The organism is Sphingomonas degradans, from assembly GCF_053502645.1.
The window spans coordinates 2,903,938-2,921,575 of sequence record NZ_CP177172.1 but is presented as its reverse complement, the minus strand read 5'-3'; the positions used below and the strand labels follow the sequence as shown (position 1 = coordinate 2,921,575).

General features: G+C 64.2%; 14 protein-coding genes. 8 read left to right on the top strand and 6 right to left on the bottom strand.

All coding sequences use genetic code 11. The features are described from left to right. Window positions 1-223 precede the first annotated feature (223 nt). Window positions 224-2,281, top strand: coding sequence for a 3-hydroxyacyl-CoA dehydrogenase NAD-binding domain-containing protein (locus ACG3SL_RS13220; protein WP_448665123.1), 2,058 nt, complete (start codon window positions 224-226; stop codon window positions 2,279-2,281). 52 nt (window positions 2,282-2,333) lie between these two features. On the opposite strand, the gene ACG3SL_RS13215 is transcribed toward ACG3SL_RS13220, so the two are convergent. The 5 genes from ACG3SL_RS13215 to ACG3SL_RS13195 all read right to left on the bottom strand — a co-directional run bounded on the left by ACG3SL_RS13215 (window position 2,334) and on the right by ACG3SL_RS13195 (window position 7,297). Beyond that, window positions 2,334-3,017 carry a nitroreductase gene (locus ACG3SL_RS13215; protein ID WP_448661622.1) on the bottom strand — a complete coding sequence of 228 codons (684 nt, stop codon included), beginning with the start codon at window positions 3,015-3,017 and terminating at the stop codon, window positions 2,334-2,336. Next, window positions 3,014-4,003, bottom strand: a complete 990-nt coding sequence (locus tag ACG3SL_RS13210) for an NAD(P)H-dependent flavin oxidoreductase (protein ID WP_448661621.1) — start codon at window positions 4,001-4,003, stop codon at window positions 3,014-3,016. Before ACG3SL_RS13210 ends, ACG3SL_RS13215 begins: the two co-directional genes overlap by 4 nt. Before the next feature lie 45 nt (window positions 4,004-4,048). Further along, complete coding sequence (locus tag ACG3SL_RS13205; protein WP_448665122.1) at window positions 4,049-5,191, bottom strand: acyl-CoA dehydrogenase family protein; 1,143 nt, start codon at window positions 5,189-5,191, stop codon at window positions 4,049-4,051. A 107-nt stretch (window positions 5,192-5,298) separates the two neighbouring features. Then, on the bottom strand, window positions 5,299-6,078 hold the full coding sequence (locus ACG3SL_RS13200; protein ID WP_448661620.1) for an SDR family NAD(P)-dependent oxidoreductase: 780 nt from the start codon (window positions 6,076-6,078) through the stop codon (window positions 5,299-5,301). 46 nt (window positions 6,079-6,124) lie between these two features. Beyond that, the gene (locus ACG3SL_RS13195; RefSeq protein WP_448661619.1) at window positions 6,125-7,297 is read right to left on the bottom strand and encodes an acetyl-CoA C-acetyltransferase; all 1,173 of its coding nucleotides are present in this window, start codon (window positions 7,295-7,297) and stop codon (window positions 6,125-6,127) included. A gap of 267 nt (window positions 7,298-7,564) precedes the next feature. Between ACG3SL_RS13195 and ACG3SL_RS13190 the strand changes: the two genes are divergently transcribed. The 3 genes from ACG3SL_RS13190 to ACG3SL_RS13180 are packed head-to-tail and all read left to right on the top strand — an operon-like array spanning window position 7,565 to window position 10,783. Then, on the top strand, window positions 7,565-8,758 hold the full coding sequence (locus ACG3SL_RS13190; protein WP_448661618.1) for an acyl-CoA dehydrogenase family protein: 1,194 nt from the start codon (window positions 7,565-7,567) through the stop codon (window positions 8,756-8,758). Further along, window positions 8,704-9,873, top strand: coding sequence for a phosphotransferase (locus ACG3SL_RS13185; protein WP_448661617.1), 1,170 nt, complete (start codon window positions 8,704-8,706; stop codon window positions 9,871-9,873). Before ACG3SL_RS13190 ends, ACG3SL_RS13185 begins: the two co-directional genes overlap by 55 nt. 22 nt (window positions 9,874-9,895) lie before the next feature. Then, window positions 9,896-10,783, top strand: coding sequence for a crotonase/enoyl-CoA hydratase family protein (locus ACG3SL_RS13180; RefSeq protein WP_448661616.1), 888 nt, complete (start codon window positions 9,896-9,898; stop codon window positions 10,781-10,783). A gap of 203 nt (window positions 10,784-10,986) precedes the next feature. Here ACG3SL_RS13180 and ACG3SL_RS13175 read toward each other — a convergent pair whose 3' ends face one another. Further along, a complete protein-coding gene (locus ACG3SL_RS13175; RefSeq protein ID WP_448661615.1) occupies window positions 10,987-13,179 on the bottom strand; it encodes a TonB-dependent receptor in 2,193 nt (730 codons plus the stop codon). 833 nt (window positions 13,180-14,012) lie between these two features. On the opposite strand from ACG3SL_RS13175, the gene ACG3SL_RS13170 reads away from it, so the two are divergent. The 4 genes from ACG3SL_RS13170 to ACG3SL_RS13155 all read left to right on the top strand — a co-directional run bounded on the left by ACG3SL_RS13170 (window position 14,013) and on the right by ACG3SL_RS13155 (window position 17,630). Further along, window positions 14,013-14,789 carry an SDR family NAD(P)-dependent oxidoreductase gene (locus tag ACG3SL_RS13170; protein ID WP_448661614.1) on the top strand — a complete coding sequence of 259 codons (777 nt, stop codon included), beginning with the start codon at window positions 14,013-14,015 and terminating at the stop codon, window positions 14,787-14,789. Between the two features lie 20 nt (window positions 14,790-14,809). Beyond that, window positions 14,810-15,058, top strand: coding sequence for a hypothetical protein (locus ACG3SL_RS13165; RefSeq protein WP_448661613.1), 249 nt, complete (start codon window positions 14,810-14,812; stop codon window positions 15,056-15,058). A 35-nt stretch (window positions 15,059-15,093) separates the two neighbouring features. Beyond that, the gene (locus ACG3SL_RS13160; RefSeq protein WP_448661612.1) at window positions 15,094-16,425 is read left to right on the top strand and encodes an amidohydrolase family protein; all 1,332 of its coding nucleotides are present in this window, start codon (window positions 15,094-15,096) and stop codon (window positions 16,423-16,425) included. Window positions 16,426-16,493: 68 nt separating this feature from the next. Further along, window positions 16,494-17,630, top strand: a complete 1,137-nt coding sequence (locus ACG3SL_RS13155; RefSeq protein ID WP_448661611.1) for a CaiB/BaiF CoA transferase family protein — start codon at window positions 16,494-16,496, stop codon at window positions 17,628-17,630. Window positions 17,631-17,638 lie beyond the last annotated feature (8 nt).

The following is a 17,638-nucleotide window of genomic DNA, read 5'->3' as shown; positions in this document are numbered from 1 at the left end:
GGGTAGCGCGTGCTCTGCGATCGAGTCAAGCAATCGATTAATTGATTTTCACGGCGCCAAGAACTCTGCCGTCGCGAAGCCACCGGATCGAAGGCATCCTGCCCCGCTATGTTCCGGGATGAGGGGGCTCGAACACCTTCTTAGGTAAGTGACCAATTAAATTATCTGGTGTGAGGTTCACGGCATGATATGAGCGGCCGCGCCAAAGAGGGAGGAAGTGTCGATGCACGAGGTTGGAACCTATGTGGTGGAAGCGGGCGGGATTGGTGTGATCACCATCGACCACCCGCCGGTGAATGCGTTGGGCATTCAGGCGAGACGTGCGATCGCGCAAGGCATCGAGCAGCTCGGTGCCGATCCGGTGGTGCAGGCGATCGTCCTGATATGTGCCGGGCGGACGTTCTTCGCTGGCGCGGACATTTCCGAATTCGGTCGTCCTCTGGAAGCACCCGATCTGCTTGCGGTGATGGACCGGATCGAGCGGAGTGCGAAGCCGGTGGTCGCCGCCATCCATGGCACTGCGTTGGGCGGCGGATACGAGCTGTCGCTCGTTTGCCATCGCCGCATCGCGGTGCCGTCTGCCGTCGTCGGTCTCCCCGAAGTGCATCTGGGGCTGCTGCCGGGAGCGGGCGGAACGCAGCGGCTTCCGCGCATTGTCGGGGTCTCGGCCGCACTGGATCTCATCACTGGCGGTACGCCGATCAAGGCAGCGCAGGCGCACGAACTCGGCATGATCGACGCATTGGCGGAGGAGGGCAGGTTGCGCGAAGATGCGATCGCCTATGCCCGGACGCTCGTAGCCGATGGTGCGCCACTGACACGGATCCGGGACCGCAACGAGAAGTTGACAGAAGCACAGGGGCAAAAAGACCTGTTCGATGCCCATCTTGCGCGGAATGCGCGCGCGTTCCGCGGTTACAAGGCGCCAGGCCACATCGTCCGGGCAGTCGCTGCGGCCGTGGAGACCGCGCCCGATTTCGATGCCGGCATGGCTCGCGAAGCGGCGCTGTTCCGCGAGCTAGAGGCGAGCCCGGAATCAGCCGCACAGCGCTATTATTTCTTCGCCGAGCGCGAGACCGGCAAGATTCCCGACATCGACCGGACCGTGGCGCCGTTGCCCATCACGTCGGTTGGCGTGATCGGGGCGGGCACCATGGGCGGCGGCATCGCAATGAATTTCCTCAACATCGGCGTGCCGGTCACGCTGGTCGAGCGCAGTCAGGCGGTGTTGGACCGCGGGATTGGCGTGATCCGCCGGAACTATGAGAGCAGCGCCAGGAAGGGGCGCCTGACGGATCGGCAGGTGGAGCAACGTATGGCGCTGATCACGCCGGCGACAGGGCTGGAGGCGCTGGCTGAAGTCGACCTCGTGATCGAGGCGGTGTTCGAGGAAATGGCGGTGAAGCAGGATATCTTCGCGCAGCTCGACAAGGTCTGCAAGGCTGGCGCCATTCTGGCGTCGAACACCAGCTTTCTCGACCTCGATGCGATCGCCGCTGTAACCAGCCGTCCCGAGCGTGTTGTGGGAATGCACTTCTTCTCGCCCGCCAATGTAATGCGGCTGCTGGAGGTCGTACGCGGGGAAAAGACGGCACGAGAGGTCGTCGCGACGGTGATGGCGCTCGGTAAGCGTATCGGCAAGGTGGCCGTACTCAGCGGGGTCTGCTGGGGGTTCATCGCAAACCGGATCATGGCCAGGCGTGGCGAGGAAGCCGATGCGCTGGTGCTGGAAGGCACCAACCCGGAAGCCGTGGACCAGGCGATCGTCGACTATGGCTTCGCGATGGGACCGTTCCAGATGATGGATCTGGTCGGCCTCGACGTGATCGGTCGAGACAAGGTCGAGCGCTCGGTGACCGGCGATCTGGTGAAGCTGGGTCGGCTGGGGCAAAAGCAGAATGGCGGCTATTATGATTATGCGGCCGATAGGACGGCGTCACCCTCGCCGATCGCGGCACAGGTGATCCGCGACTTCGCCGCTTTCCATGGCATCGAACCCAAAAGGGTACGAGACGGTGCCGATATCGTCGCGCGGCTGCTCTACCCCGTGGTGAACGAAGGTGCCAAGTTGCTGGAAGAGGGGATCGCCCTTCGCGCCTCGGACATCGATGTGGCGGCGATCCTCGGCTATAACTGGCCCGTCTATACCGGTGGGCCGATGTTCTGGGGGGACACCGTAGGGCTTCCTCTGATCGTAGAGTCGCTGCGCGCCCAGGGCGTTTCCCCATCGGAATTGTTGGTGGAGAAGGCGCGGAACGGGGGGAGCTTCACCCGCGGGTAAAGCGGAGGGCGCCGGGGAGCACGCGGCACCCCGGCGCCCTCCGCCGTCCATGTCATGGATGGAATTGTACGAACGCTTCGATCGGAGCACGCGTTGGCCGCAGGCCGTTGGCGGGGTCGGTTTCGTCGATCCAGCCGATCGCCATGCCGGCGAACAGCATGTGCTCGGCCGGTGCACCCAGGAATTCGGCCAGTGTGTGCGGATACATTGCCCAGCATTCCTGCGGGCAGGAATCGAGCCCGGCCTCGCGCAGCAACAGCATCAGCGTCTGGAGATACATGCCAAGATCGGCCCATTGCGGCGGCCCGTTGCCGCGATGGACATAGCAGAACAGGCCGACAGGCGCACCGAAGAGCTGGAAATTGCGGGCGAACCAGCGCGCGCGTGCCGGCTTGTCCGTGCGCGGAATTCCCAAGCGATCGTACAGCGCCTCGCCAACCGCATAACGGCGCTCACGATAGGGTGAGACGAGGTTCCGAGGGTAGATGTCATATTCCATGCCCTCTCCGGACGGGGCGGCCACCACCCGCTCTGCCATCCGTTGCTTCAGGGACGCGAGCCTGGCACCCGTGACGACATGAAGATGCCAAGGCTGTAGATTGCCGCCGCTGGGTGCCCAACTGGCTTTTGCCAGCAGGGTACGAAGCAGTGCCGGATCGACCGGCCGGTCTTGGAAGCCGCGCACTGATCGGCGGCTCGCTACCGCATCGCTGACCGTCGTCGCCGGCCCCGTCATGCAGGTCGATCGCCGGCATCGAGCATGGACGCCAACCGTTGCCGGATGAGCGATTCCGCTTCGGCGACGATCGATTCGATCAGCTCCGCCACGCTGGGAATGTCCTTTATCAGCCCCATTACGGGACCAGCGGTCCAGATGCCGCGATCGGTATCGCCGCTGTGCAGCCCTTCCAGACCACGCGCACCCTTCACGAGATGCGCCACATCGTTGAATGGGCGCCCTTCACGTTCGAGTTGGAGGACCGCCTGGCTGACCGCGTTGCGGGCGACGCGTGCGCTGTTCCGATAGGTGCGGAAGATGATGTCAGTCGCGCGCTCGTCCGCTGCCACCATGGCTTGCTTGAAATTGTCGTGGATCGGCGCCTCGCGCGTGGCGCAGAAGCGTGTGCCCATGTTGATGCCGTCGGCGCCCAGTGCCAGCGCTGCCGCCAGGCCGCGCCCGTCGGCGAAGCCGCCCGAGGCGAGGATGGGTACCTTGACCACGTCGGCAGCCGCAGGGATGAGGATGAGACCGGGAATATCGTCCTCGCCGGGGTGCCCTGCGCATTCGAAACCGTCGATCGAGATCGCATCCACGCCCATGCGTTCCGCCGAAAGCGCGTGCCGCACCGCAGTGCATTTGTGGATCACCTGGACGCCATGCGCCTTGAAATCGTCGACATGCTCCTGCGGCTTGTAGCCGGCGGTTTCGACGATGGTCACGCCTGATTCGATAATCGCGCGACGATATTCGGCATAGGGTGGCGGGCTGATCGACGGCAGAATCGTGAGATTGACGCCGAAAGGCCGGTCCGTGCGTTCGCGGGTCCGGGCGATCTCCCGAGCCAGTGCCTCTGGCGTCGGCTGAGTCAGGGCGGTCAGGAAGCCGAGCGCGCCGGCATTGGCCACCGGTGCGACCAGTTCGGCCGTGCCGACCCACATCATTCCCCCCTGGACGATGGGATGGTCGACCCCGAACGCTTCGGTGAAGCGGGTCTTGATCATGTCCTCACTCTTTCCCTTGCCCCATGTGGGTTGCGGAGGCGGTGCTCAGAGGGCGCGGCCGACCACTTCCTTCATGATTTCGTTTGTGCCCCCGAAGATCCGCGTGACCCGCGCATCTCGCCAGATTCGCGCGATCGGATATTCGTTCATGTAGCCGGCGCCGCCGTGCAGTTGCAGCGCGACGTCGGCGACGCGGTTGAGCATGTCGGTGTGCCATTGCTTCGCCGCCGAGGCCTCAGCAGTGGTAAGTTCGCCACGAAGATGGCGGTCGAGCGCCCAGTCGATATGCGCCCAGCCGACCTGGAGCTGACTCTTGAGATCCGCGAGGCTGAACTTGGTATTCTGAAATTCGAACACCGTTTTGCCGAAGGCTTTGCGCTCCTTGGTGAACTTCACCGCCTCATCGAACGCGCGTTGCGCGCTCGCCTGGGCGGAGACCGCGATCGACAGCCGTTCCTGCGGCAGCTGGCCCATCAGATAGGCGAAGCCCGCACCCTCTTCGCCCAGCCGAGCGCTGCAGGGCACGCGCACGTCCTCGAAGAACATTTCCGACGTGTCTGCCGAATGCTGGCCGATCTTGTCGAGGTTGCGTCCGCGGACGAAACCGGGGGTATCCGCGTCGACGAGCAGGATCGAAATCCCCTTGGCCCCCAGCGACGGATCCGTCTTCGCGCACACGAGGATCAGATCGGCGTTCTGGCCATTGGTGATATAGGTCTTCGAGCCGTTCACGACATAGTGGTCGCCGTCCCTGCGCGCGGTGGTGCGTAGGGCCTGAAGGTCCGAACCGGTGCTGGGCTCGGTCATCGCGATGGCGGTGATGCACTCACCCAAGACCATCTTCGGCAGATAGTGTCGCTTCTGTGCTTCCGAGCCATACGCCTCGAGATACTCGGCGACGATATCGCTCTGCAGCGTGATCCCGGCCGAGGAGCCCGCATAGGCCAATTCTTCGGCGACGACGGCGTTATAGCCGAAATCAGCGCCCAGCCCGCCATATTCCGGCTTGACCGTCGGGCACAGCAGCCCGGCCTCGCCGCATGCCAACCAGAAGTCGCGATCGACGATGCCGTCATGCTCATGGCGGTCGAGGTTGGGGATCAGTATGCGATCGAAGAGACGACGCACCGCCTCGCGGAACGCCTTATGTTCGTCGCTGAAGATGGTACGCGTGGACGTGTCGAGCATAGAAACTCCCAGAATCGTCGAGGCAGTACGTGCAGGATGCGGAAGAACGGAAGGGTCGGAGGGCACGCCCAGAGTGGCCACCGCCATCCACGATCCTTGTTAACGGTTCAGCGCGGCGCCATGCGAATCGCACCGTCGAGACGCACATCCTCGCCGTTGAAATAGGGGTTGCGGAGCATTTCCAGCGCCAGGCTGGCATATTCTTCCGGCATGCCGAGGCGTTTCGGGAACGGCACCTGGGCGGCGAGCGCATCGAGCACATTCTGCGGCGCGCTGCGGAGTAGCGGCGTGGCGAACAGGCCCGGCAAGATGGTGTTGATGCGGATTCCCTCGCTCGAAAGGTCGCGCGCGATCGGCAAGGTCATGCCGACGACGCCACCCTTCGAGGCGGAATAGGCGGCCTGGCCGATCTGGCCGTCTTCTGCCGCCGCGCTCGCGGTGTTGACGATCGCGCCGCGCTCGCCGTCGGCCTGCGCATCGAGGGTCAGCATCCCCGCCGCGGACTTGGCGACGCATCGAAAGGTACCGACGAGGTTGATCTGAATGATCCGATCGAAGTCCGCGAGCGGGAAGTGGTGGATCTCACCGGTCTTCTTGTCGCGGCTGGCGGTCTTGATGGCATTGCCGGTGCCGGCACAGTTCACCAGGATGCGCTCCTGCCCGTGTGTGGCTCGCGCCTTTGCAAAGCCTGCATCCACGCTCGCGTCGTCAGTGACGTTCACCGAACAGAAAATCCCGCCAATCTCGGCCGCCACCACGGCGCCGCGCTCGGCATTCATGTCGAAGATCGCGACTTTTGCTCCCGCCTCGGCCAAGCGTCGTGCCGTCGCTTCGCCGAGGCCGCTCGCGCCGCCCGTTACTACTGCCGCCGTTCCCGAAATTTCCACCCGTCGATCCTCCCAATCGTTTCTCAGCACCCTGCCGATGCTGCTTTCACAGCGCCTCGACGATCGTCACGTTCGCGAGGCCGCCGCCTTCGCACATGGTCTGAAGCCCATAGCGCTTGCCGCGGGCACGCAGCGCGTGGATCAGCGTCGTCATCAGCTTGGTGCCCGACGCGCCGAGCGGATGCCCGAGCGCGATCGCCCCGCCATGGACGTTGAGCCTGTCCGGATCGGCGTCCAACGCCTTCAGCCAGGCCAGCGGCACCGGGGCGAATGCCTCGTTGACTTCGTACAGGTCGATCGCGTCGATTTTCATGCCGGCACGTTCCAGGGCCCGCTGCGTGGCCGGAATCGGCTCTTCGAGCATGATCACCGGGTCGCCTGCCGTCACCGTCATCGCACACACCCGCGCGAGGGGAACCAAGCCATGTGTCTTCAGGGCGCGGGCGCTGACCACCATGATCCCGGAGGCGCCGTCGCAGACCTGGCTCGACGTCGCCGCGGTCAGCGTGCCGCCTTCCACCAATAGCTTCACGTTCGCGATCGATTCGGCCGAGGCATCGAAGCGAATGCCTTCGTCGATCACATGCGCGGAGCTGCTGCCATCGGCGAGCGTGACTTCGATCGGTGTGATCTCCAACTCGAAGGCGCCTGCCCGCGTCGCCGCCGCCGCCCGCTGCTGGCTGCGGAGCCCGAACGCGTCCAGGTCGGCGCGGGTAAGGCCATATTTCCTCGCGATCATTTCGGCGCCCGCGAACTGGCTGAATGCGTTGACGCCGAAACGGGCCTGGATCTTTTCGCTCCACGGACCCACCGGGGTACTGTCGCCGACAAGCCCGAGACCCATGGGGACACGCGTCATGCTTTCGGTGCCGCACGCGATGACGACATCCTGCGTGCCGGACATGACTGCCTGAGCGGCGAAATGCAGCGCCTGCTGCGAAGACCCGCACTGTCGGTCGATCGTTACCGCAGGCACGCTTTGCGGCAGCGAGGATGCAAGTACGGCGTTGCGACCGATATGCATCGATTGCTCGCCCGCCTGGGTGACGCATCCGAGGATCACGTCTTCCACTGCCGCAGGGTCGATGCCGGTGCGGGCCACGAGCGCGTCGAGTACTGCTCCGGCGAGATCCGCCGGATGCCACCCCGCCAGACGGCCGCCGCGCCGTCCTCCCGCCGTTCGGGTTGCCGCCACGATATATGCTTCCGATGTCGCCACCCGTATCCTCCCAGACGCTGCTTTGGCGGCTTTCTAGCCGTCGGCCAAAAAATAATCAATCGATCAATGAATGCCGTCGCGTCCGGCATCTGGCTTGACAGAAGAATTCAACCGAATGATTAAAAGCGGTGACGGCACGGTGTCTTTTGTGAGGATCATCGTGCACTCTGCTAGCGAACAGTATGCTGATTTGGACTCGCGCCCGGGCGTTGGGCATAAGGTGAGTGATCCGCCGCAGAATCGGCAAGGATAGGTTGGGGATACGGAATGACCGAGGAACAAGCTGGATTGGCTGCGGAGATCGCCCAGCGGGTGGAGACCTTCGTGCGGACCGTGGTGATTCCCTATGAGCGCGATCCGCGCCGGGACCATCATGGCGCTCCCACCGGGGAACTGATCGCCGAGCTGCGCGAGCGGGCCCGTGCTGCGGGTCTGGTCTCACCGCACATCCTGCCGGACGGCAACCATCTGAGCCAGCGCGGAACCGCGCTGGTTCTGATCAAGAGCGGGCTGTCGCCGCTTGGACCGCTGGCCTGCAACACCGCCGCCCCCGAAGAGGGCAACATGTACTTGCTCGGCAAGGTGGGCTGCCCGGAGATCAAGGAAAAGTTCCTGACGCCGATGGTCGAAGGCAGGGCGCGGTCGGCGTTCTTCATGACCGAGCCGGCCGATCTCAACGGGGCAGGATCGGACCCCTCGATGATGATCACGACCTGCCGTCGCGACGGCAACCACTGGGTGATCAACGGACGCAAGCGATTCATCACCGGCGCGCAAGGTGCACAAGTCGGCATCGTGATGGCAAAATCGGAGGAAGCGGACAGTCAGGGCGGTGCCTGCATGTTCCTCGTCGACTTGCCTGATCCTGCGATCCGGATCGATCACATTCCCAACACCATCGACAGTTCGATGCCGGGGGGGCATGCGACGATTACGATCGACAACCTGCGGGTTCCTGCAACGCAGATGCTCGGCGAGGCGGGAGAGGGGTTCCAATACGCGCAGGTGCGGTTGAGCCCGGCGCGATTATCGCACTGCATGCGCTGGCTGGGCGCATGCCTCCGGGCGAACGAGATCGCCACCGACTATGCCAACCGGCGCGTTGCCTTTGGCAAGGCGCTGATCGATCACGAAGGCGTGGGCTTCATGCTAGCCGACAATCTGATCGACCTGAAACAGGCCGAGTTGATGATCGATTGGTGCGCCGGCGTGCTCGACACTGGATCACTCGGCACGGCGGAGAGTTCGATGGCCAAGGTCGCGGTGTCGGAAGCGCTGATGCGTGTCGCCGATCGCTGCGTGCAGGTGATGGGTGGCACCGGCGTTACCGACGAGACGATCGTCGAGCAGGTGTTTCGCGAAATCCGCGCGTTCCGGATCTATGACGGGCCGACCGAGGTGCATAAATGGAGTCTCGCCAAGAAGATCCGGCGCGACTGGAAGGCGGCGGCAGCGGCATGAGCGACGTGGCGGCACCCACCGGCAGCACGCAACGGCACGCGCCTGCCGCGGCCATCGAAGCCGGAAACAGCGGCACTACCGCCGTGCGTGCGGCGCATCGTTTCGACGAGGCGGCGCTGGCGCGCTGGATGGAGGCCCATGTCGAGGGCTATGCCGGGCCGCTGACGGTCGAGCAATTCAGGGGCGGCCAGTCCAACCCGACCTACAAGCTGATCACGCCGCACCGCGCCTATGTGCTGCGCCGCAAGCCGCCGGGCGCTCTGCTGAAAGGCGCGCACGCCGTGGATCGCGAGGCGCGCGTGATGGCGGCGCTGCATGGCGACGGCTTTCCGGTCGCCCGCGTGCGCGGACTGTGCACCGACGACAGCGTGATCGGCACATGGTTCTACGTGATGGACATGGTGGAAGGGCGCATCTTCTGGGATGCGACCTTCGCCACCGTGCCGGATGGCGAGCGGGCCGCCTATTTCGATGCGATGAATGCCACGATCGCGCAATTGCACAGCGTCGACCCTGAGGCTGTCGGTCTGGGCGATTTTGGCAGGCCGGGCAGTTATTTCGCCCGTCAGATTTCGCGCTGGTCGCGGCAATATCTCGAGGACGGGGATGCCGGGCGGGACCCGTTGATGGACAGACTGATCGCTTGGCTGCCCGGCGCGATTCCGAGCGGTGAGGAAGTGGCGGTGGTCCATGGCGATTTCCGCTGCGACAACATGATCTTCCACCCGACCGAGCCTCGGGTTCTCGCGGTGCTCGATTGGGAGCTGTCGACCCTGGGGCACCCGCTCGCGGATTTCGCCTATCACGCGATGATGTACCGGATGCCGCCCACTATCGTCGCTGGGCTCGCCGGCGCCGATCTTGCTGTCCTGCGGATCCCCGATGAGGCCGAATATTGCGCTTCCTATGTGCGGCGCACGGGGCGCAGCGGCTTGCCCGGTTATGATTTCGCGATCGCGTTCAATTTCTTCCGGCTCGCGGCGATCTTCCACGGCATCAAGGGGCGAGTCCTGCGCGGGACTGCCGCCAATGCGCAGGCGCAGCAGCGCGTGGAAGTGCTGCCGCAGCTTATTCGCCTCGCCTGGGAGCAGGCCGAGCGCGCTGGCGCGCGCTGATTTGGGGAGGGAACCGTCCGTCATGCCGTTTGAGACGATCCACTATGAAGTCGCCGATGCGATCGCCACGATTACGCTAAACCGGCCAGACCGGATGAATGCGTTCAATCCGGAAATGTCTCGCGAGATCATTGCGGCCTTCGATCGCAGCGATGCGGACGACAATGTGCGGGCCGTGATCGTGACTGGCGCGGGACGCGCCTTTTGCGCCGGTGCGGATCTGGGGGCGGGCGCCGCTACCTTCGATTATGCGCAAGGGCCGGCTGCTGCCGCGCTTCGCGCGGACGGCTCGGTCGATTGGGGCCATCCGGCGGTGCGCGATCATGGGGGGCTGGCGTCGCTGCGCATCTATGAATCGCTGAAGCCGGTGATCGGCGCGATCAACGGCGCGGCGGTGGGAATTGGCATCACGTTGACACTGCCGATGGACATCCGCCTCGTTGCGGACGGTGCCAAGATCGGCTTCGTTTTCGCCCGGCGCGGGATCGTGCCGGAGGCCGCTTCGAGCTGGTTCCTGCCGCGTCTGGTCGGCATCAGCCGGGCGGTCGAATGGTGCGTCACGGGACGCGTCTTTTCCGCCCAGGAGGGCGCGCAGGCCGGCCTGTTCCGGTCCGTCCACCCGGCGGACGATCTGTTAGACGCTGCGCGTGCGTTGGCAACGGAGATCGCCGAGAGCGCACCGGTCTCCGTCGCGCTTACGCGCAAGATGCTGTGGCAGGGCCTGTCGATGCAGGTCCCGATGGAGGCGCACCGCGTCGATAGTCGCGGTGTCTATTTCCGTGGCCGCAGCGACGATGCGAAAGAGGGGGTGCTGAGCTTCCTCGAAAAGCGCCGACCGGTCTACACCGATCGAGTCTCTACCGGGATGCCGGAATGGTACCCGTGGGGGCCGGAAGCCGGCTGGGAATAGTCACCGCGCCCATAGGCAATTCGCTGCCGCAAGCAGCGAGCGCTGGTTCCTGCACGTCGGGCGTGACCGTCGGCCGCCCGTGAGCGTCCCGCGCCGCTAGCCGCGCGCACCGGCGATGCCTGTTGTTTCCATGCAAGCGGAAGGGGCGGGCGGTCTGGAGCGGCGATGCCGGTTTCCAGAACGCCCGCCCCTTGCCCGGTTCGTCAGAAGTCGAAGCGAAGCGTGGCGAGAACGGTGCGCGGCGCGCCCGGCAATCCCAATGCCGTCCCGATCGAATTGGGGCCCGCCGAACGGGACGGGGGCGTCAAGGCGAGCGCCCCGATATCATACTGCCGGTCGAACAGGTTCCGAACCGCGACGGTCAGGCTCAGTTGCTTGCCGCCGATCTGCTCAAGCCCCAGCGACGCATTGACCAGCGCATAGCCCGAAAGCTTGCTGCCAATCGCGTTGATGTCGAGGCTTTCCGTCGACGTCTGGGCATAGCCGTCGATCCCCAGCACCGGCCGACCGAAGGACCAGTTGGTTTCCGGCTGGAAGCGGATCGCGGCCGTGCCCGAATGCTCCGGCGCATTGGCGAACCGATTGGCCGAGAGATCGGTGACGACGCCGCCGACTCCTGCCGCCACGAAGCTCTGGTAGCTAGGCTTCGAATAGGAATAACCGGCGGATAGGCTGAGGGAAGGCACCGGTCGCCATTCGGTATCGACCTCCACCCCCTTGATCGTGGCGCTCGCCGCGTTGACAATCGTATTGAAGATATTGTTGTTTCGTAATGTCGAAACCAGTCGCTGAATGTTGTCGTACCGGACGTAATAGGCCGCGACGTTCAGTCGGAGGACTCCCGCCCCCTGCATATGGAACGTATTCTTCGATCCGATCTCAAGGTCCTTCACCGTCTCAGGTGCAAAAGGGCGCCTCAATTCTTCGATCGTGCTGAGCCGCTGATTGAATCCGCCGGTGCGATAGCTTCGACGGTGCGCGATATAGAGAAGATTGTCCGGCGCCGCCTGCCAGTTGAGGCCAACCGTATAGCTGGGCTTGCTGAAATCGGCGCTATCCGAGAAATGGCAATCGCTCAGCGCATATCCCGCGCGTCCGGTACCCGAGGGCGCCGGCCCTGTGACCGGGCAGACCGTGACCCGGGCCAGATTGTCCGGGCCGGGCGCCTGACCCGTCAACACGAACAGCGGCGCATTGCTCGTCGGAGCGACAGCAACCGAGCGGCGATCCCACGTATACCGCCCGCCGAGTGTCAGGCTGAGCGTCTTCGTCAGCTTGTATTCGCCTTGAGCGAACAGGCCGATGCTACGGTTCACGGCGTTCTCCGCGCCGCTATGCTGGCGGATCAGATCGGGGCCGATCACCGTGTTGGTGAAGTCCGACCCATATTCGCGGAAGAAGATGCCCCCGGCGGTCCAGCTGAGCCGGTCCGCGAATGCCTTGCCGGACAGGATCATTTCCTCGCTGAACTGCTTCACGTTCACCAGCTGGTCGGTGGAGATGATCGGCAGCGCCGTTGCGTCCAGATCCCCCAGGTCGCGGGCACGCAGGTGGCGATAGCCGACGATGTTCTTCAGCGTGACTCCGCCCAGCTCGATTGTGGTGATGTTGGTGACGGCGCTGTTCTCGGCATAGCTGGGGCCGTAGACATCGTTTGCGGCCTTGAACCGGCCGTTCGTGCGCTGCTGGTCATAGGCCTGTTGCAGCGCAGGGCCGAAGCCCAGCGACTCGGCGAGGCTGCCTGGTATCGCGATCGCGCGCAAATAGGCCGTGGGGGATCGGGCGTTCGACTCGTAATAGCTGCCGACCAGCACATTCTCGATCGATGGTCCGATTCGCAGGAGAAGCGAGCCGCGGAGGCTGTAGTCGTCGCGATTGCCACCATTCTTGCCGCTCACGGCGTTATAGACATAGCCGTCCCGCTTGTCGCGGCTGCCCGCAATGCGGATCGCGGCATTGTCCGAGAGCGGTACGTTCAACGCACCTTGCACGCCATAGGCCTCGTAGTTGCCGACATAGGCACGCGCATAGCCCGAGATCGCATCGGTAGATGGCCGTGCCGAGGTTATGACGACCGCGCCGCCCGTAGTGTTCTTGCCGAACAACGTGCCTTGTGGCCCTTTCAGGGCCTGGACCGACTGCACATCCACCAGTGCGCCGCCAAGGCCTGCGGCACGCCCCTGATACACCTCGTCGACATAGGTGCCGACGGCGCCGTCTTGGGTCACCACGGTGTCGAGCTGCGACTGCGAACGCAGTGTCGGCCGCAGTGAGCTCTCGCGACCGCTAACCGGCGTGAGCTGGAACGATGGGATCGATTGCCGAAGATCCTCGAACTTTACGATTCCGCGCTGTTCGAGACCCTTTTCCGAAAAGGCTGTGATCGCCACCGGCACCGACTGGAGACGTTCCTCGGTCCGTCGGGCTGTGACGATGATGTCTTCGATCTGGTTTTGGTTGGCCTGCGCGGATGGGTCATTTGACGCAGTAGGAGAGGCTTGGGTCTGTTGAGTCTGAGGGGGGGTCTGCGCTGCGGTAAGCGCGCTGGCGGCGGTCGTTGCCAGTAGAAACACTGGTAGAAGGGTCATCCAATCCTCTCCCGATCAAATGGGAGGTACCGCGCCGCCGTCGTTCTCGCTGCACGTGGCGCCAAACCTCTGGCTTGGCCGTATGGATGCAGAGATTGCGCCGCCGGACGAGCGCCGCCCGATGATTTTGTTCGCGACTTTTATCGCTCCGTTCCGTGTACTATTCACCCCTTAACTAGTCTACTGATTAATTTCGCTGCGCCTGGTGTTTGCCTGCCGGTGGGTGCCCGGCGGCGTCATTGGCTGCATATAGTGTCCTGCATGCAACAGCTTGGTGCCGCCTCGCTGTGGTAGGCTGAGGTGACCTAAGGTCGAGAATTTCCGCAGAAATACGCGCGAAAATGGCGCCAGAGCTGCCGGTGCCGTATCGGGCGGCGGAAAAATAACGAGAAATCAGCTCGTTGCCCTGGGGTGTTGGATGCGCTGCGTGGCGTTCGCGCCTAAAAAAGGATACTATTAGTGTCGACTCGCTTGCTCTGGGCCGTCGATTGGGGCAAACCAACGGGCAACAAAGCGCGCGACGCAGTGGGAGAGACGGAGTGAGCGAATTGTTCGCATGCGGTGTCGGCAGGATGGCCGGGCGTGCCGCCGATGGCGGTGTGGGCCGTCTTTTGCCAGACACGCGCAACTAGGAGGGGCTGGTGGCGGCATCTCCCATTTTCGATCTCTCAGGACGCATCGCGCTGATCACCGGCGCTTCCTCTGGTATCGGTGATCGTTGGGCGCGAATTCTTGCCGTTGCTGGCGCGCGCGTCGTATTGGCGGCGCGGCGCGTCGACCGGCTGGAAGCGACGCGCGACGCCATCGTCGCGGGCGGTGGGGAAGCGATTGCCGTGGCCATGGACGTCGCGGATGAAGCATCGGTAATCGCTGCCTATGATGCTGCCGAAGCTGCGTTCGGGACGGTCGATACGATCGTTGCGAATGCCGGCGTGAGCGGCGAAGGCGCCGCCCTGACGCTCTCGCCCGATGTTTTCGATCAGACCGTCGCGATCAACCTCAAGGGCGCGTTTCTAACTGCCCGCGAAGGCGCACGGCGGCTGATCGCGGCGGGTTCCGCCGACCGCGAACATGGTCGCGTCATCATCACCTGCTCGATCACCGCGCACGCGGTGGAACCGGGAATAGCCCTGTACAGCGCAACCAAGGCTGGCGTGCTCCAGATGGGCAAGGTGCTGGCGCGCGACTGGATCCGCAAGGGCATCAACGTCAATCTGATTTGTCCCGGCTATATCCGGACGGAATTGAACGACGCCTGGTTCGCCAGCGAGGCCGGGGCCCGCCAGATCGCCCGCTTCCATCGCCATCGGCTGATGGACGAAAGCGATCTGGATACGATGCTTCTCTACCTCGCGTCCGATGCGTCGCGGGCGGTGACGGGCGCCGCCTTCACCATCGACGATGGGCAGTCGCTCTGAACGCGAAGGAAGGTTTTGCCATGCGTGATCTGACGGAATTTGCCCGGCAGGGATATGATGCGGGCGACGATCAGGCGCCGCTTTTCGCGCATGGGTCGAGCGCGTTCCTTGCCTGGCGGGTGGGGCGATGGCTGCGGAGCAACGGTGGCATCCGGCCCAGCAGCGTCACCGCCGAGCCCGGCTATTCGGTGCGGGTGGACGGCGTGAAGGTCGATGTGCCCGCTGGCGCTACCGCCGAACCCCGTATCTCGGCCGAGCAGACGGACTGAACATGCTTGCCCCTTGCAATGTGTTAAATAGATCTTTGGAGAGCGAGATGCGTAAGGAAGACATGGTCATTATCAGCGTCGACGACCACATCGTCGAGCCGGCTGGGATATTCGATCAGCATATCGGCGCACAGTGGAAGGATCGCGCGCCCAAGTGCGTCGAACAGGATGACGGCTTTACGTGGGTGTTCCAAGGCAGGCCCAGCGTGAACTTCGCACTCAACGCCGTGGCTGGGCGCCCGCGCGAAGAACTCGGCTTCGAACCCAATCATTTCGACCAGATTCGCAAAGGGTGCTACGACGCGCGCAGCCGGGTTGACGACATGAGCGTCAACGGCGTCTTCGGTGGCGTCAACTTCCCGACATTTCCCGGCTTCGCGTTGGAGATGTTCCAGTCCGGCAAGGACAAGCCGTTGCAGACGGCGATCATCCAGGCCTACAACGACTGGCATGTCGACGAGTTCTGCGCGACGGCTCCGGATCGCCTGATCCCGATGATTTCCCTGCCCCTGTTCGACATGGATGCGGCGGTGGCGGAGGTGAAGCGCACCGCCCGCAAGGGCGCGCGTACGATCAGCATCCCACAGATGCCGCATCAGCTGGGCCTTCCCAACATCCACGATCCCTATTGGCGGCCGCTGTGGAAGGTCGCGAACGACGAGCAGATGCCGCTTTCGATTCACATCAGTGCGGGCGCTGGAACCGGATCCGAGCACATGACGCAGGATTCTCCGCTGGGGGCCTTTCTTACCAAGGTGGGGCTCGCCTCGATGACGGTCTTCGCCGAATATCTGTGGTCGGACTTCATCCACGAATTTCCGGACTTGAAGATCATCCTGTCGGAAGGCGGAATCGGCTGGCTGCCCTATGCGCTGGAGCGTGCCGAACTGGTCTACCAAAATCATGGCCCGTGGATGCGCCACGATTGGCACGGCAAGCGGCCAACCGACGTGTATCGCGAGCATTTCATCTCCTGTTTCATCCAGGATGAAGCCGGGATCGCGGCGCGCGACCGGATCGGCGTCGACACGATCACCTTCGAGAACGACTATCCCCATGCCGATATCACCTGGCCGAATACGCCCGAGCAGCTGTGGGAAGGCGAATTTCGGAACGGTGCGGTCGAAGCGGAGGTGATCGACAAGATCACCTGGCAGAACGCGGCGCGCACCTATCGGTGGGATGCCGTCGAGCGGCTGGGTCGCGAAAACTGCAACGTCGCGGCGATGCGGGCGTTGGCCGGCCATGTCGACCTGACGCCGATCACCGGCGGTGGCCGCCCGCCTGCGGAGCATAGCGGCACAGTGCGCGCGCGCGATATCCTGCGTCTCTTCCCCCAAAGCAACACGTTCGAGACGGCGCAATAGGATCGGGCGGCGCGATGCCCCGGCGCCCGGCACCGGGGCAGTGTGGCGGACGTGAAAGGAGGAAGGTAATGGCAGGACCGCTTGCCGGGCTGCGGATCGTTGAGCTGGCGGGGATCGGCCCCGCGCCGTTCTGCGGAATGATGCTGGCGGACCATGGTGCCGAGGTCGTGCGGGTGGAGCGCCCTGGGGCGGTGATCGATCCGCAGGATCCGCTCGCCCGCTCGCGTCGCTCCATCGTCGTCGACGTTAAGAAGCCGGCGGGAGCCGCCGTGGTCCGCGACCTCGTGCGTAACGCCGATGGCTTTATCGAAGGCTTTCGGCCGGGCGTGACGGAGCGGCTGGGATTGGGGCCGGAGGTTCTGCTCGCGGACAACCCCAGGCTGGTTTACGGCCGGATGACGGGCTGGGGCCAATATGGGCCCTATGCCCACGCCGCCGGGCACGACATCAACTATATCGCGCTTTCAGGCGTGCTGCATACGGTGGGGGTGGGTGGTGGGCGACCGGTGCCACCGGTCAACTATGTCGGCGATTTCGGCGGCGGCGGGATGATGCTGGCCTTTGCCATGCTGGCGGCCCTGCTGGCCGTTCGCATGGGTGGTCCCGGCGACGTGATCGACTGCGCGATGACCGAGGGGTCGGCGTTGCTTTCGGCGATGACCTGGCACGGCGTTGCCAGCGGTACCTGGGAGGATCGCCCGGGCGTGAACCTGCTGGATGGCGGCGCCCCTTTCTACGACACCTATGCCTGTGCGGACGGAAACTATATCGCGCTGGGTGCGATCGAGCCGCAATTCTACGCACAGCTTCGGGCTGTTCTGGGCGTGGAGGAGGACCCCGATTTCGACGATCATCTCGGCATGGACCGCGCGCGCTGGGCGCGTGCCAAGCAGAAGATGGCGGCAATCGTGCGTATGCGTAGCCGCGCGGAATGGGTGGCGCTGATGGAGGGGCGTGACGCGTGCTTCGCGCCGGTCCTGTCGTTGGCGGAGGCGGTTCGGCACCCGCACAATGTCGAGCGCGCCAGTTTCGTTGAGGTTGCGGGAGCGACCCAGCCTGCGCCCGCGCCCCGCTATGCCGGCCGCCCGCTGGCGATGCCCCGGGCAGGCGCGACGGCGGGCTCCAGTAGCCGGGCGCTTCTTGCCGAGATCGGCTATGACGAAGCGCGGATCGAAGCGCTCCGCGCCGAGGCCGTCATCGCTTGATCGCCTAT

Coding starts and splice junctions, on each gene's coding strand:
- ACG3SL_RS13180 (WP_448661616.1), top strand. CDS start 9,896: ATGCCGTTTGAGACGATCCACTATGAAGTCGCCGATGCGATCGCCACG.
- ACG3SL_RS13210 (WP_448661621.1), bottom strand. CDS start 4,003: ATGATCAAGACCCGCTTCACCGAAGCGTTCGGGGTCGACCATCCCATC.
- ACG3SL_RS13155 (WP_448661611.1), top strand. CDS start 16,494: ATGGCAGGACCGCTTGCCGGGCTGCGGATCGTTGAGCTGGCGGGGATC.
- ACG3SL_RS13165 (WP_448661613.1), top strand. CDS start 14,810: ATGCGTGATCTGACGGAATTTGCCCGGCAGGGATATGATGCGGGCGAC.
- ACG3SL_RS13205 (WP_448665122.1), bottom strand. CDS start 5,191: ATGCTCGACACGTCCACGCGTACCATCTTCAGCGACGAACATAAGGCG.
- ACG3SL_RS13215 (WP_448661622.1), bottom strand. CDS start 3,017: ATGACGGGGCCGGCGACGACGGTCAGCGATGCGGTAGCGAGCCGCCGA.
- ACG3SL_RS13220 (WP_448665123.1), top strand. CDS start 224: ATGCACGAGGTTGGAACCTATGTGGTGGAAGCGGGCGGGATTGGTGTG.
- ACG3SL_RS13190 (WP_448661618.1), top strand. CDS start 7,565: ATGACCGAGGAACAAGCTGGATTGGCTGCGGAGATCGCCCAGCGGGTG.
- ACG3SL_RS13185 (WP_448661617.1), top strand. CDS start 8,704: ATGGAGTCTCGCCAAGAAGATCCGGCGCGACTGGAAGGCGGCGGCAGC.